At 68.1% G+C, this 14,487-nt stretch carries 13 protein-coding genes and 3 pseudogenes; 5 read left to right on the top strand and 11 right to left on the bottom strand.

The window, feature by feature from the left end; genetic code table 11:
- Nucleotides 1–6: 6 nt before the first annotated feature.
- The 3 genes from ACFVTC_RS37135 to ACFVTC_RS37125 all read left to right on the top strand — a co-directional run bounded on the left by ACFVTC_RS37135 (nucleotide 7) and on the right by ACFVTC_RS37125 (nucleotide 3,110).
- Entirely contained in the window at nucleotides 7–828 is an 822-nt protein-coding gene (locus tag ACFVTC_RS37135; RefSeq protein ID WP_390133386.1) for a TetR-like C-terminal domain-containing protein, read from the top strand.
- An 889-nt stretch (nucleotides 829–1,717) separates the two neighbouring features.
- Nucleotides 1,718–2,554: an alpha/beta fold hydrolase gene (locus ACFVTC_RS37130; RefSeq protein WP_390133328.1), complete on the top strand. Its 837-nt coding sequence runs from the start codon at nucleotides 1,718–1,720 to the stop codon at nucleotides 2,552–2,554.
- A gap of 22 nt (nucleotides 2,555–2,576) precedes the next feature.
- On the top strand, nucleotides 2,577–3,110 hold the full coding sequence (locus ACFVTC_RS37125; RefSeq protein ID WP_390133384.1) for a TetR-like C-terminal domain-containing protein: 534 nt from the start codon (nucleotides 2,577–2,579) through the stop codon (nucleotides 3,108–3,110).
- Between the two features lie 43 nt (nucleotides 3,111–3,153).
- On the opposite strand, the pseudogene ACFVTC_RS37120 reads toward ACFVTC_RS37125, so the two are convergent.
- Nucleotides 3,154–3,361 (bottom strand): annotated as a pseudogene (locus tag ACFVTC_RS37120) (esterase); the annotation flags it as partial.
- 173 nt (nucleotides 3,362–3,534) lie between these two features.
- On the opposite strand from ACFVTC_RS37120, the gene ACFVTC_RS37115 reads away from it, so the two are divergent.
- Nucleotides 3,535–4,334, top strand: a protein-coding gene (locus ACFVTC_RS37115) for an IS5 family transposase (protein WP_390133382.1) whose coding sequence is annotated in 2 segments (ribosomal slippage) — nucleotides 3,535–3,870 and nucleotides 3,873–4,334 — 798 coding nt in all. Because the reading frame shifts where the segments join, the coding sequence is not laid out codon by codon here.
- A 21-nt stretch (nucleotides 4,335–4,355) separates the two neighbouring features.
- On the opposite strand, the pseudogene ACFVTC_RS37110 reads toward ACFVTC_RS37115, so the two are convergent.
- The 7 genes and pseudogenes from ACFVTC_RS37110 to ACFVTC_RS37080 form a co-directional block, all read right to left on the bottom strand.
- A pseudogene (locus ACFVTC_RS37110) lies at nucleotides 4,356–5,149 on the bottom strand (IS5 family transposase).
- 99 nt (nucleotides 5,150–5,248) lie between these two features.
- Complete coding sequence (locus tag ACFVTC_RS37105) at nucleotides 5,249–5,683, bottom strand: hypothetical protein (protein WP_390133326.1); 435 nt, start codon at nucleotides 5,681–5,683, stop codon at nucleotides 5,249–5,251.
- Between the two features lie 197 nt (nucleotides 5,684–5,880).
- A complete protein-coding gene (locus tag ACFVTC_RS37100; RefSeq protein ID WP_390133324.1) occupies nucleotides 5,881–6,660 on the bottom strand; it encodes a hypothetical protein in 780 nt (259 codons plus the stop codon).
- Between the two features lie 587 nt (nucleotides 6,661–7,247).
- The gene (locus tag ACFVTC_RS37095; RefSeq protein ID WP_390133322.1) at nucleotides 7,248–7,625 is read right to left on the bottom strand and encodes a nuclear transport factor 2 family protein; all 378 of its coding nucleotides are present in this window, start codon (nucleotides 7,623–7,625) and stop codon (nucleotides 7,248–7,250) included.
- Nucleotides 7,626–7,695: 70 nt separating this feature from the next.
- Nucleotides 7,696–8,085 carry an NUDIX hydrolase gene (locus ACFVTC_RS37090; protein ID WP_390133320.1) on the bottom strand — a complete coding sequence of 130 codons (390 nt, stop codon included), beginning with the start codon at nucleotides 8,083–8,085 and terminating at the stop codon, nucleotides 7,696–7,698.
- Nucleotides 8,086–8,135: 50 nt separating this feature from the next.
- Nucleotides 8,136–8,495: pseudogene (locus ACFVTC_RS37085) on the bottom strand (IS5 family transposase); the annotation flags it as partial.
- Nucleotides 8,496–8,583: 88 nt separating this feature from the next.
- Nucleotides 8,584–10,683 carry an NPCBM/NEW2 domain-containing protein gene (locus ACFVTC_RS37080; protein ID WP_390133318.1) on the bottom strand — a complete coding sequence of 700 codons (2,100 nt, stop codon included), beginning with the start codon at nucleotides 10,681–10,683 and terminating at the stop codon, nucleotides 8,584–8,586.
- A gap of 811 nt (nucleotides 10,684–11,494) precedes the next feature.
- Between ACFVTC_RS37080 and ACFVTC_RS37075 the strand changes: the two genes are divergently transcribed.
- Nucleotides 11,495–11,989 (top strand): hypothetical protein, encoded by a 495-nt coding sequence (locus tag ACFVTC_RS37075; protein ID WP_390133316.1) that lies wholly within the window; start codon nucleotides 11,495–11,497, stop codon nucleotides 11,987–11,989.
- A 124-nt stretch (nucleotides 11,990–12,113) separates the two neighbouring features.
- Here ACFVTC_RS37075 and ACFVTC_RS37070 read toward each other — a convergent pair whose 3' ends face one another.
- From ACFVTC_RS37070 to ACFVTC_RS37060, 3 genes are all read right to left on the bottom strand, one after another.
- Nucleotides 12,114–12,857, bottom strand: a complete 744-nt coding sequence (locus tag ACFVTC_RS37070) for a hypothetical protein (RefSeq protein WP_390133314.1) — start codon at nucleotides 12,855–12,857, stop codon at nucleotides 12,114–12,116.
- 478 nt (nucleotides 12,858–13,335) lie between these two features.
- Nucleotides 13,336–13,593, bottom strand: coding sequence for a YciI family protein (locus tag ACFVTC_RS37065; protein ID WP_390133311.1), 258 nt, complete (start codon nucleotides 13,591–13,593; stop codon nucleotides 13,336–13,338).
- A 112-nt stretch (nucleotides 13,594–13,705) separates the two neighbouring features.
- Nucleotides 13,706–14,407, bottom strand: coding sequence for a flavodoxin family protein (locus ACFVTC_RS37060; protein WP_390133309.1), 702 nt, complete (start codon nucleotides 14,405–14,407; stop codon nucleotides 13,706–13,708).
- Nucleotides 14,408–14,487 lie beyond the last annotated feature (80 nt).

Below are 14,487 nucleotides of genomic sequence, written 5' to 3'. Positions count from 1 at the left end.
GCCCGGCTGCTGATTCCGCTGTGGTGGGGCACCCCCGTCGCGAGGACCGAACTCGGCCTACGTCGTGGGCGGGGCGGCGTCGCCCCGCCCACCTGCCTCGTCGCAGCGGCCCGGCTCAACAGTGGACGCCCGGACGGGCCCGACGCCCCGTTCATCCCAGCCGGCAACCGGGCGCTCAACTCCCTCTCGGCCGTGCTGCGCGGATACCACCTGGACCCCGCCAAGGAGGTCCACGCCCTGCGGATGCCGCTCAGCATGCTGCACGGGTTCTCGACCCTCGAAGTCGCAGGCGGCTTCCGGCGCGACACAGACGCCGACGACAGCATCACCTGGATCGATCATCGACCAAGGACTCCAGGCCACCACGCCAACCCCCGGGCCCGCAGCGCCCACGCACTGACGAACGACAGGGCAACTACTGTGATCGACAAGAATCCGTCCCAGAACGACTATGTCCGAGGGGCATTGCGATTCCTCACCGAACTCATCGCGTGGGTGGGCGCTCCCTGGGCCCTGTGGCCGCACTCGACAGCCCTGGCGATCGGCGCCGTGGTGATACTGATCGGGCTGCCCGCGGTCTTCAGCACGCCGGGCGACAGGCCCGGCGGCGGCACACCCGTATTGGTGCCCGGTATCGTGACGATCCTCCTGGTGCTGATGCAGCTCGCAGCCGCCACAGCGGCAACGTGGGCGCTCTGGCCCTGGTGGGCCGCCACAGCAGCGACCGTGCTGTGCCTGACCGTGACAGTCACCGAACAACCGCGCTGGCGCTGGCTGCTCAGTGCGCCGGGTAACCCCACCGGAGCGCAACCTGGAAGGTCGTCATGACCGACTCCCGTCCACAGCCGCACCATCAACCTGGGGTCCCGATTTCAGGACGGCGACGCTTCTGAGGTCCGTCGCGTTCAAGGCGAGCGTGTAGTGGCCCGATCCTTGCCGTCCGGATTGCTCCTCGATGCCGAACTCCAACATTGGGTTGGCGTCGGGGGCACGTGGGACGTAGAAGGTGGTGGGCGCATTGAGCTCGGGACGGGAGGTGTCCCACGAGGTCGAGCGGCCGAGGAGTCCTGCCGGCACGCTGAGGGCGAGGGCCACGACCGCGACCGTCACCTGGGAGGACCGGATCGGGTGCGAGGCGCTTCTGCCGGGTATGCGCTGAGACTTGGTGGTGACGCGCTTCGCCGTGTGTACGACGGTCACTCTGCCATGGGGCCCGAGTGACGCCGGCCCCCTTTCCGGGAGTCACCGTTGCGTGGGCGTCAGGGGCGTCAGGGGGCGTCAGGGCTTCTACCTGGCCCGCCGCCCGGCGGCCCGTATGCCCAGTTCGTCGCCCTGGACGATGAGTTGACCGTGTCTGGCCGGGAGCGCGGCGCAGGCGTTCCGGTGGCCGAGATCGAGTCGGTGGTTCCGCTGCTGCGACGGCTCACGGGCCGGGCGCCCCCTCCCGGATCGAGATCCGCCGGAGCTTTCATACGGGCCCCTGGCGGCTCTCCGGCGCGGGGTTGTGCCGGGGCTTCCCCGGCGGCGCGTCGTCCGGCGTCCTCGGTCGCCTTCCTGGCCGCTTGCCGCTGGTTGTTCATCCATGCCCCGATGGGGGAGGGGAGTTGTCTCCGCCGGAGGCATGGCTTCCCGTTGACATCGCTGGCTAATCACACTAGCTTTTAGCTAACAGCAGTAGCCACATGGCTGATGTGGCTACCCAATCTTGGGAGACGTCATGACCGAACACCTCGCCGTCGACGGTGGCACGATCGCCTACGACGTGGCGGGCTCAGGCCCGCTGGTCGTCCTCGCGCACGGCATGGGTGACCACCGCGGCGCCTACCGTGCCGTCGTCCCGCAGCTGATCGCGGCGGGCTACCGGGTCGCCGCCGTCGACCTGCGGGGCTGCGGCGAGTCCAGTGCCACCTGGCCGGACTGGAGCCGCACCGCCATCGCCGGTGATCTCCTCGCCGTGATCCGGCATCTGGGCGGCCCGGCGGTACTCGTCGGCCACTCGATCTCCGGCGGTGCCGCAACCATCGCCGCGGCGCGGGAGCCGGAGCTGGTGACCGCGGTGGTGGAACTGGGGCCCTTCACCCGCAAGCAGTCGATGGGCCTGGGCGACCTGCGCAGCAAGCGCGTGCGGCAGGGCATGCTGCGGCTGATGCGCGCGATCACGCTGGGCAGTGTTCCGGCGTGGCGCTCCTATCTGCAGGTGGCCTACCCCGGGGTGAAGCCCGCCGACTTCGACGAGCGGGTCGGCCGCGTGGAGGCGATGCTGCGCGAGCCGGACCGGATGAAGGCGCTGCAGGGCATGGGCCGCACCACGCCCGCCGACGCCGGCGACCAGCTCGCCAACGTGCGCTGCCCGGTCCTGGTCGTGATGGGCACCGACGATCCCGACTGGGCCGACCCGCACGCCGAAGGCACCGCGATCGTCGGGGACCTGCCCACCGGCCTCGGCCGCCTCGAAATGATCGAAGGCGCCGGCCACTACCCGCACGACCAGTACCCTGATCAGGTGGTTTCCCTCATGCTCTCCTTCCTGCGCACGGACACCGCCCATGCCTAGGGCGGGCCTGGATCCCGCAGCCGTGGTCGCGGCCGGCGCCGACCTCGCGGACGAGGTCGGCCTGGCCCGCCTGACCATGGGACTGCTCGCCGAACGCCTGGGCGTGCGCACCCCGTCCCTCTACAAGCATGTGGGCGGGCTGGAGGACCTCACACGGCGCATCGCGGTACTGGCGACGAACCAGGCCGCCGACGCCGTCGGCGCCGCAGTCCAGGGAGTCGCGGGCCGTGACGCCCTGGCCGCCGCCCTGCACGCCTTCCGCACCCTCGTCATCACCCACCCCGGCCGCTACGCCGCGACGACCGGCATGGAACCCACCGGACCGGACGACCCGATGGCCCAGGCTGCGCAACGGCTGTTCGACGCGTTCCGGGCCGTTCTGCGCGGCTACGGGATCGACGAATCCGACATGGACCACGCCCTGCGCATGTTTCGCAGCCTGTGCCACGGCTTCGCCACCATCGAAGCGGCAGGCGGCTTCAAATGGAGCACCGACATCGACAAAAGCTTCGAATGGCTCATCGCCTTCACCGACAAAGGCCTGCGCGCCCAATAACAGCCTCACCGCCGACAGAACCGGTGAGAAAGTACTGCGCGTCGGGCCGGATGATGCGGGTGCGGACCGTGCCCACTTGCCGGCGTCCACATCGCCCCACTCCTCGTCGACCTCGGGCTTGGGCACGCTCGGGTCGCTCTGCAGGCCCAGGGAGGGACCTCGTAGATCCGGGGGTGCGCGTCGGTCGCCTCGGCCAGCTCCTTCGCGGCGGGCTCCAAGTACGGGGTGATCGGCGGAGGAAGCTCGGCCATGTCCACTCCCGCGTGACGAGCACAACCGTGTGCCCCGGCTCTGCGGCCGAACCGACAGCGGCTGGTACCCCCTGGCAAGACGGGAATGTCCGACTCCATCGTTCGTGCCCTGCCGGGGTCCGCGACTTAGAAGCCATCTCATTTGGTTGGGTAAGCTGCCGGTCGTGGTGGGGATTGTTGAGCGGCTGGTGCCGGATGAGTTGTGGGAGTTGTTCCAGCGTGTGGTGCCGGAAGCGCCATCGCGACCTCAGGGCGGTGGTCGGCGTCGGCACGGAGACCGCGAAGTTCTCGCCGCGATCATCTTCGTGTCGAGCTCGGGCTGCACGTGGCAGCAGTTGCCGACGGCGTCGTTCGGACCGTCCGGCGCGACGGCTCACCGCCGGTTCACCGAGTGGACGAAGGCCCGGGTATGGGCCAAACTCCACCGCCTGGTCCTCGACGAACTCGGCTCTCGTGGGGAGCTGGACTGGTCCCGTTGCGCGATCGACTCGGTGAACATGAGAGCCCTGAAAAGGGGGACCTGACAGGTCCGAATCCTGTCGATCGACGCAAGTACGGCTCGAAGATCCATCTGATCACCGAGCGGACCGGTCTGCCCCTGTCCGTCGCGGTCTCCGGGGCGAACCTCCACGACAGTCAGGCGCTGATTCCGCTGGTGAAGGGGATACCGCCGATCCGATCACGGCGCGGACCCCGACGACGCAGACCGGCAAAGCTCCACGCCGACAAGGGATACGACTACGACCACCTGCGGCGATGGTTACGCAAGCGCGGCATCGGCCACCGCATCGCCCGCAGGGGCATCGAGTCCTCACAGCGACTGGGTCGTCACCGGTGGACCGTGGAGCGCACGATGTCCTGGCTCGCCGGATGCCGGCGACTGCACCGCCGCTACGAACGCAAAGCCGAGCACTTCCTCGCCTTCACCAGCATCGCCTGCACCCTCATCTGCTACCGCAGACTCACCAAATGAGATGGCTTCTTAGACCGTGTCCTACGTGGTGAGGCGGATGAGCCGTTTGTAGCAGCAGAGGGCGGCGGCGGGGCCGAGGAAGGCCAGGTAGTTGCGGGGGTGGCGTTCGTAGCGGTGGTTGAGTCTGCGGTAGCCGGTCAGCCAGGACATGGTTCGTTCGATGACCCGTCGTCGGCGCCCTGACCGTTCGCCGGACTCGACTCCCTTGCGGGCGATACGGGCACCGATGTGCTTGCCCCACAACCATTTTCGCAGGTGGGGAATGTCGTAGGCCTTGTCCGCGTGCAGACGCCGGGGCTTGAAGTACCGGCCGCGGTGGGGGTCGTGTCTCGTTTGGTGACCCTGGACCATGGGCTTCAGGCGAGGCTGTCGTGGAGGTTGGCCGCCGAGATGCCGACGACGACGGGCAGTCCGTTCGCGTCCGACAGGACGTGCATCTTGGAACCCGGCTTGCCCCGGTCCACGGGGCTCGGACCTGTGAGTTCGCCCCTTTTCCCGCCCGTACATGAGCTGAGTCGAGGACCGCTCGGGGAGAGTTCGAGCAGGCCGGCATCGTCCAGGAGGCGCAGGATCTCCTCGTGCAATCGGCCCCACAGACCTGCCCGCGACCAGATCAGGAACCGGCGATGCGCGGTCGACCTCGATATTCCCAAGCGCGGCGGCAAAGCCCGCCAGGCGCATCCGCTGACCAGCACGTAGATGATCGCCGCGAACAGCGTCTCGTCAGGCGTGTCCTGCGTCCCGCCGCCCTGCGGCCGCACCTTCGACGGCGGGATCAGCGGCTCCGCGATCTCCCACAGCCCATCCGGAACAATTCAACTCCATGTACCCCGCTCCATAACCAAGCCCAACGACCCAACCCCACATAGGACACGGTCCAAAGGATTCCGGCGAGGTCGGGTGATCACGGGGGATCACCCGGTTTCTGGCCACCCGTCCAGGGCGGCAGCCAGGCGGTGGCGAAGAGGCGGATCCTTCAGCTCGCCAGCCAGATGGTAAGCGATCGGCCCCACCTGCCAGCCTGCGTGATAATCGAAAGGCGTAGGCGGACCAGCCGCATTGTGCGCGAGCTTCGCTACCAGCTCCGCGAGCCGGAAGTGCAGGTCCTCCGCAGCCGTCAGGGGCTTGTCCTTGTCGAGCCTGCGCTGACGGATCCGGTCGAAGACCGCCCGGCCCTTCGGCCATTGCGTGCTGTCCACGGTAAGAGCCAATGCAGCTTGGATCTCCGGGGACTTTCCCAGCGTCACGGAAGCAGCCTCGAGCACCCCGCCCGCCCACACCACCGGGTCCCGCTGACGCTCAAACAGCGAACGCCCCCACAAGGCAATTCGGTCCGCGGCTTCACTCATTTCGCGATCATGCCAAGACCGTCAGCCACCGGCAACCACGTTCTCAAGGCTCCTCCGTATGCACCGTGCCGTTGCACACGATTGGTGGGCACGGTGCGGAACGCCTCGAGAAGGCGTTCCCTCGACGCTCGGCCTCGTCCAGGTGGCGGTGGAGTGCACCGCCACCTGGACGAGGACTTCTGGGCGTCATTCGTCGGCTACTTCAGGTTGAGTGCGTCCCCGGCCGACACCTTCAGCGAGGTGGTCGTGGTGCCGGGGAAGTACCAGCGCCAGCTGCCCGCTGAGGTGACGGTCACCTTGGTGGTCAGCTTGCCGGCGTCGCCCGTCGTCACGGTCTTGACCGTGTTGTAGTGGGCGGCGCCCTTCTTCCTGAACTGGAGCTTGATCTGCTGTCCGGTGAATCCGTGATACTTCAGGTCTTCCCAGTTGGCCCGCGACAGCTTGCCGGCGACGGTCACTTTGGCGCCCTTGGCGACCTTCTCGGGTGCGATCACCGTGGTGAGCTGGGCGGCCCGCTTGACCTTGTACTCGGCGATGTCGTCGGAGATCCAGTAGTCCCCGTCGTTCGCCTTGACGGTGGCGTCGACCCGCCAGACACCGGCGACCCTGTTGGTGTCGATGTCGTCGCTGTCGGGGATCCAGGCGGGGTCGATGGTCATCGTGGCCCGGCACACCGAGGTGGTCGCGCTCTTCTTCGTGCAGGACGAGTCGCCGTTCCAGGTTGCGAAGGTGTAGGCGTTCGTCTTGTTGAAGGTGAAGACATCCGTGAGCTTCTTCACCCCCGAGTTGTCCTTGATGGTGATGTCGATCGGGTAGCGGATGGTCCTCGCCGTGCCCACAATGACGTTGCCGCCGCCGTTGACGACGGTCTTCACCACCCGGATGTCGCCCCGCCCTTCCGCGTGCGCTCCGGTCGCCGTCGTCAGGACCAGGGCCGCCGCCCCGCCGGCCGCGGCCCAGGCCGTTCTGCCTCTCATGATCCTCCCCTTGTCGTGCGCGTGCCAGGAGACACTATGTGATCAAGGACCTTCCAAGGTGTTCGGTTTCCAGGCCGTGGCCGGCTTCCGCACGACGTCGCCGCTCGGCGGCAAAACGCCTGGCCTTGCGCCGAACAACCCGGCCACCCCCGGCCTCTGGCTCGGTGGCGCGGAGCAGCAGCTGCTCTGCGGGGGCGAATGTTCATGGCCCGCGTCCGCCGTCTTGATGCAGCAATCCAGGGCCTGGGCGCGGACTTGGCCACGACCTCGTGCGGCAGTTGTTGGCGCGGGTGCACCAGGGCAAGGAGCAGCCGGTCGCGGAAGACCAGCTTCGGCTTGCGCCCGGTGCCGGCCTTCCTGCGGCGTTCCCCACCTCGGGCTTCGCGAAGTCCGGACTGCCGCGCGGCCTCCCACGGGGCGGCGAGTTCGGCGAACAACTCGCCGAAGTGTGCGCGGGAGACACCAGACAGGACAGGATGGGAGCAGGCCGCGCGGGCCCAGGTCAGCTTCACAACTCACCTGACCCGCATGGCCCTTGCTACGGCACGACCAGATCAGCCGGAACGTCGCTGCGAGCGGCAACCGCTTCACATGGGCTCGGCCAGAGCTGCCCGCCACTCCGGGCGCGGATCAGCCCCGACACTCGTCCAGTACTCCCGGCCACGCACGATCCGTCCCTGCTGGACGGTCCAGAACGAGGCCACACGGAACACGCCGAACTCGTCATGCGGCACCTCGACTTCGGAGACCACCTCGCTGCCGTCAGCCACGATCCGCAGCACCCGAATCGACCAGCCCCCCGGGTATTCGCTGTTCACCGCGACGAAGTTCTTGTTGCCGACGATGCGCTCCGCGCTGACCGGCCACTCGACCACGACGTCCTCTGCGACCAAGTCGGCGACACCTGACCAATCGCGCGCCTGGATTCGATCCCACAATGCCTCAATCACTCCCCAAGGTTCCATGGGGGCACCCTTGCATGAACCACTGACACCCTGGCCCTGGGAGCCCGGAGGCGATCCGGCACGCCGCCCCTCAATCGGCCGCTCTGCCGCCAATAGATCCCAATGCCGTTAGCCACGAGGGGACTTGTCTCAGCGGTGTCCCCTCTCGCGGGACCTGCGCGGGAGCGGCCCATCCAGCAGGCTCGCACTCCGAGTCCGGAGGTGGTTCCACCGGCGTACCGGTGTGTTCGGTCCGCGCGGTGAACATCAGCGCGTATGACACCGGGAACGGGTAGGGGTAGCTGGCAGGCGGCACCTCGTGGAGGGTGAATCGTTCCCAGCCGAGCAGCGGCAGTGCCTCGGCCGGTACGCGGAACCCGGTCTCTTCTGCGATCTCCCTCGCTGCGGCCTGTCGGGCGTCCTCGCCAGGGGCGGTGTGTCCGCCCGGCAGGGGGGCTGTTGGAGCGGGGCAAGATCCCACTCCCGGGTGAGCGTCCGGTTCCTGGGGGCGCAGCCGGCGACGTGGTTGAGTGCCCCGGCCGCGTGCTGGTGAGCCCGCACCGTGGTCGAGTCGACGCACACGACGGTCCAGTCGACGGCGCCGACGGCATCCGAATGCTGCTGCACGTGCGACAGCAGCCGGTCCCAGGTGCCGTCGGCCGACCAGCGGCGGAACCGTTCACAGGTCGTTTTTCACGGGCCGTAGCGTTCCGGGAGGTCCCGCCAGGCCGCCCCGGTGGACAGCTTCCACAGGATCCCGTTGACCACCTGCCGACGGTCCCGCACCGGCCTGCCCATCCGCGGCGGAACCAGCAACGGCCCGATCACCGCCCACGACTCATCGGTCAGTTCATGACGACGCACCACGACAGACCAACGACCCAACCACATTGCGGACACGCCCCAGGCGTGTCCCGACGGCCTCTCGGTGAAACCGCCGCACCCAGGTGAGCTGTCACCTGGGTGCGGCGGAGCCGAGTCAGCAACTGGCGTTCAGGTCCGCCCAGTTGGCGCGGTCGTTGTAGCCGCCGTCGCCCGCATCGCCGACCACCAGGTCGAGAACCCGGACGCCGGTGAGGTCGATGTCGGCCTGGCGGACGTCGTCGCGGCCGAGCACACCGCTGTCGTACAGCACCCGGCCGTCACCGATGACCTGGAAGGTCGAGGTGCCGCCCTCCGGGCCGACGTCGCGCACCGCGTCGTCGATGCCGACGGTCGTGGTCAGCCGGGTGCACCGGTCGCCGAGGTAGTAGCGGATCGTGGAGGGCGAGGCGACTCCGATGCCGGTCGGGTACTCCTGGCCGAGCATGCTGATCGGAGTCCAGCCCCCGACGCTCCGGTCGACCGTCGGGCTCATCCATCCACTGGTGGCGCTGATCCAGTCGTGGTGAGACAGGGCGACGTCGCCGTTCGGTGCCGCCGGTGCCACGACCAACGCCGTGGTCGTCCGCTGCTCGAGCCGTCCCTTGCCGGCCACCTCGTACGAGGTGGTGGCGGTCAGATCGTCGCTACCAGGTGCGGCGGTGGCCAGCAGGGTCACGGTGAAGGCGAGGTTCACGGAGCGGTTGGGCTTCAGCACCTTCGGTGCCTTACCGGCCGCCTGAACCGTCCACCCGGCGGGCGCCGCAAGCTCGACCCGCGGTGCGTAGACCGGCTTCGTACCGTCGTTGCGAACGGTGACCTCGACCCGGGCCTGGTCGCCGCCGGCGGCCACCGGAGCCACGCCCGCCGCGACCGCGTCGCTGCCGACCTTCGTCACCTGCGGCAGGCCGGCGACGACGTGCGGAACACCGGGCTTGCCCGTTGCCCGGCCGACCCGGAGCAGGGCCGCGCCGTGCGCCGGGACGGCCGCACTGATGGTTCCGCCGCTCTCGGTGACCTGGTCGGTCCAGGCGTTCTTCAGGGTGAACCGCCCCCCGGACAGCCCGACCGACTTGGCGGTCGTGGTCAGCGTCGCCGGAGTGTCACCCCGGTTCAGCAGCATCACGGCACGGTCCCCGTCGGCCAGCCGCTTCACCCAGGTCTCCGTCGTACCGGCAGGGCCGACGCGGACGGCCTGGACGCCGGCGGAATCCTGGTTGATAGCGAGGACATCGCGGTCCTCGAGGATGCCGAGCGAGGTCTTGCTGAGCTTACGGACGTCGCTGCCGATCACCAGCGGCGCGGCCGCCACCGACCAGAGCGTCATCTGCGTACGGAACTCCTCGTCGCTCATCCCCAGTTCGGGTCCGAGGTAGTCCGGGTCGTTGAAGTGCCCCGGCCCGGCGGCCTCGGGATGCCGCGCGTTCGCGTCGTAGTTCCGCAGCACGTCCTTGAACTTGATCTCGCCGACGAAGCCGACATCCGTGTACGTCCGCCAGGACTGCGCGATCGCGGGCGCGTAGGACCAGGAGTACGTCGACTGCTGCGTCTGCGGGTAGTCGCCCCAGTCCGGAGAGGTCACCGGGTTGCAGAGGTTGAAGAGCATCGGGCGCCCGCTGGAGTTGTTCCGCAGCGCCTTCGCGAACTCGGTGTAGACGGTCTTGGGGTCGAGGTCAGCGGCGATCCCGCAGAGGTAGTCCACCTTCACGGCATCGAACTTCCAGGCGGCGAACTGGTTCGCGTCGCGCTGGTAGTAACCGTGGCTGCCGAGCCCGCACTTGCCCGGGATGTAGGGGCCGGCGTCGGTGTAGATGCCCGCTTTGAGGCCCTTGCTGTGGATGTAATCGACCAGTGGCTTCAGCCCGTTCGGGAACTGGTCCGGGTTGGGCACCAGGTCACCGGCCGCGCTGCGCGGCGTCGATGCCGCCCAGTTGCCGTCGATCCAGACGTACTGGTAGCCGGAGTCGCGCAGACCGCTGCTGACCAGGAAGTCCGCCACCGATCTGATCTCCGACTCGCTCGGATCGCCACCCAGCGCGTAGTAGGTGTTCCACCCCATGTAAGGCGTCTGGCCCAGCACCTGCTTCGAGGCGGCTGCCGTAGTGCCGGCACTGTCGGCACCACGGGCACTACGGGCCGAAGGGGCTGCATGGGCGGGCGCCTGTACGACCAACAAGGACATCAGGAGGGCAAACAGGACGGTGAGATGTCGTTTCACATCGGATCCTTCACTGTCCGATCACGCGTGCAGGCCCGTCCCGGTCGTGTGCCCGAGGTACCGCCGCCCAACAGAACGTGCGGCGGTAGTAGTTGGAACCAGTCAGCGCCCGATCGTCTACGGGTTGGTGCCCAGGATCTTGCAGGGGTCGCCGACGCGCGTCAATATTAATTCCTAAATTAGGAGTTAGACAGGTGGAGATCGTTCGGTACCCAACAGGCGTCTGTGAGGCGGAATATGGCCGGAGGCTGGGGGAGTGACAGGTGTAACCACCGGCGCGCCTACCGTGAGCACGTCGCTCAACTCCTCAGCCGGGCCAGCCCCGAAGCAGACTGCTTGGTCACGTAGTGCTGGCCCACCTGGAGCCGACGCTCATCTCCACCTGACAGCGCACGGGATGCCACTGCAACGGGTCGAGGACGACCGGCTGGACCTCATCTCGCCCGCCTCACCCGGGCACGGCCGGCGGAGCTCAACGCCCCTGATGGCCGGTGAGGCGCACGCCGGGACCACGTCGACTCCCCGACATACGACTGCATCGCGTCGGCGTCGGTCCCGCTGGTGATCGCATTGATGAAGTAGGCAAAAGCCTTCGATCGCAAAGCGGTTGAGCCCGCTGGCATCGGTGCGAGGGAGCGGTCGCGGGCCTGGTCGGGATCAGCAGGCGCGGTGGTGTTCCGTGGTCTGTTTCAAGAGCGCTCGTCCGTGGCCGATCCCGGCCCGTACCGGCGTTCTGTGATGGGCGGCGAGCCTCCGTGCCTGTGCCGTGCTGTCTTGCCCCGGTTGAGAGCCGGCCTGGACGTCAACGCCGATGGGGCAGTCAGTCGCACGGGGGACTCGTTTGCGGCGCGGCGGCCAGGCAGTCGACTTCCGCGGCCCGGCCCTGACCGTTCTCGAGTACATGGGCATCCTCGACCGGATCCGCGAGCGGGACACCGGCACCGACTTCGCGCACTACCTCGGCTGCTGCTGCGCCTACTGGGAGACCGACAACCAGCTCGGACTCGACAACGAGGGAATGGCCACCGGCGACGGCCGGACCGCGGCGCTGAGCGTATTCACTGTCGACGACAACGCGCACACGCGAACGGGTCTTGCGTCCAAATCCGACCATCTCCTACCCATCGACAGTCACGACCGGCGCGCCCAGGCGGAGCTCCTCAAAGCCCGCGCCGCGCACCTGGGTCGGGACCATCCCCGCGTGCGCGGGGGAGCAGCTCCCGGGTATCCGCTCCACTCCGCGGCACAGGCCCACGCACGGCTGTCCCGAGGAGGCTCGCCCGGAAGAATCGTGCTCGTCCCCTGACATCGGACGACCCACCGGACGTCCGGGCCGGGGCCTGCCGGGCTGATCCGTCCCCCTCGACCCGTATGCCACCGCCGTGCAGGGTGCCGTGCAGGGGCGGCACCCTGCACGTCCTCACTCCGGTTCATCGTGCCGGGCGTTGTCCAACGGCCCCTACGTCGTGGACGTCGATGCCGATGGACCAGTTCTCGCCCGCGGAGTTGTCGGCGTTGCGGCGGTGGACCCGTCGCCGGGTCGGGATCCGAATTCCCTCGAACGTCTGGTAGTCACTGACGTAGTGGGCGACAGCGGCACCGACATTCACATCGACTTCGTAGTCGAGTCGGCGCAGCAGGCCGTCGTCCCCGAAATAGAACGTCTGCCGGGCGGTGTGCGTGGCGATGGCCGAGGGGAACTCGACGTGAAGTCTCCTCCACACCTCGCCGTTCTCCGCCCACTCCGCCCCCTCGCGGGAAACGACTCCGGGGCGGTCGAGGAGGAAGGGGGTGGTGAGATAGTTCCACATGGCGTAGCCGATGAAATAGCCGACTTGGAGCGGCTTCCAGGGCGAGGCGGGACCGTATCCCCGGTAGGTCGATCTGATGCCGGTCCGTGCCTCCAGCACCCTGTCGTCCGCCCTGGCTCGCAGTTCGACCACGTCGTCCTCCGCGCTGAACACGAAGTCGAGTCGGGACTCGCCCCAGGGGCTGAATCTGACGAGTTCACGTCGCGTGTCGATGGTCACGGTCTCCTGGAACGGCTTGTCCGAGAACCCCCGCACGGCCCAGAAGGGACCGTGCAGTGTCACGTGGGCTTGCAGGCCGTCGATCCGTGCCCAGCGTTCTCGGCCGCCATGAGCCGAGATGACATGGTCGAGCAGGTCGTTCATCTCTGTCTCCGATGTGGTGCTGATCTGTCGAAGTCGGTGCGCCCCGTGAAGTGCGGTGACGCCGTCGCGGAGGCCCGGGGTTCGCGGGCCGCGTTCCGCGGCCAATGGAAAATGACTGAAGTAGGACCCCGAGGTGGATTACGGTCTTCTTGATCGTCCTTTCCGAACGGCTGAGCGGGGCGGCGCTCCGTGCCGCGTCCATGAAGGCACGGACGGACAGGTCTTCGAGGGTGATCTCGGGGCCGGCGGCGAACCGAGTACGCCGGTCCCCGTACGGGGCGTCCTGTTCCCGACCCGGCGTTGTCGAACGAAGCCGACGAAGTAAGGCTGATCGCCCCGTGGTTCGGGCTCTTCGGAAATTCCTGGCCCAGGCGAGCGCGCCGATCCGGCGGATGAGCTGCCCGGGAGGTGTGCGGGTTGTTCCGGCGCGCGGGTGGGAGGTTCCCACCCACGGCGACGGTCCGTGGTCCGGCCCGTGTCAGAGCCGGTCGACCTCCAGGAACTCAAAGGTGAGGTAGCCATGGGCAACGTAGGGCAGTTGGCCGAGAAGCTCACGGGCGGCGTGCGCGCTCTCGGCTTCCACGATCAGGAAGGCTCCGGGCGTGTCGGTGCGCCGGAAGGAGGAGAGCACGACGCCGTCCGCCTTCAACCTCCGCAGCACACGGGCTTCTTGTTCGGCGTGCGGGGCCAGTCGCTCACGCTCGGCTGTGACGGTGCCGGTCACATGCAGGTACATGGAAGTGTCCTCGTTCGTGAGTCGGTCGAGTGCTGCTCGTGCCGGACAGTCGGTGGGGCGGGTAGGGACCGAGGCCGCACCGACGGTGTTCCTGTCGAGGGGGCCGGCATGGTCAGGCCGCCCCTGCGGCCTGTTCGATGCGTGCCTTCGCGTCGGCCGCGCTGCGGGCGGAGATCTCCCGGTAGCCCTCCAGTGTGTGTCGCTGTACTTCGTAGTCGCGGCCGTGGATCCAGCGGGCGGTCAGTTCGGCCAGGCGCGCGCCGTAGCGTTCGGCTGTGACCAGGTCGCCGTGCGCGCTGACGGCACCGGGCTCCTCATCCACGTTGGTCTGACCCATGACACCGAGCCAGGACCCGAGTCGGTTCACGTCGTGCACCGTGCCGCCCGTCCAGTTGTTGCCCGCGGCGTCACCGACCGGGATCCACTGCATGTTCATCTGCGCCGCGAACACCGCGAGTTGCTGCAGTGAGAACAGCTTGTCGCCGTTCTGCGAGGCGGAGTGCGTGAAGCCGCCGGCGAGCTTGTCCTTCCATTCCTGTCCGAGGAAGGGATAGAACCCGGCCTCCAGGAAGGCCTTGAACACGGCCGAGACGCTGCCCATGTACGTGGGTGCGCCGAAGACGATCGCGTCGGACTCCCGCAGCGACTCCATGATCGCCTCGTGGGACCAGCGTCCTTCGTGAACCTGGTCTCCAGTGATCTCCGCCAGATGCACCTCGGTGTCCGGCACGCTCTTCGCTCCGTGGGCGATGCGCTCGGCGAGTGCGCGGGTGTGTCCGTACGGGGAGTGATAGACAACGGTGACGGTAGCCATGGAGGGGAACCTCTCTGTGGTTTCGGTGTGGTGTCGACCGCGTTGTGCGATCTGCAGGGGATGGGCCCCGGCGTACTGAA

Origin of the sequence: Streptomyces sp. NPDC057950 (assembly GCF_042887295.1) — a bacterium.
GTDB lineage: Bacteria > Actinomycetota > Actinomycetes > Streptomycetales > Streptomycetaceae > Streptomyces > Streptomyces kaempferi.
Note: the sequence above shows the minus strand (reverse complement) of the source record. Positions and strands in the feature narration are given on the sequence as shown.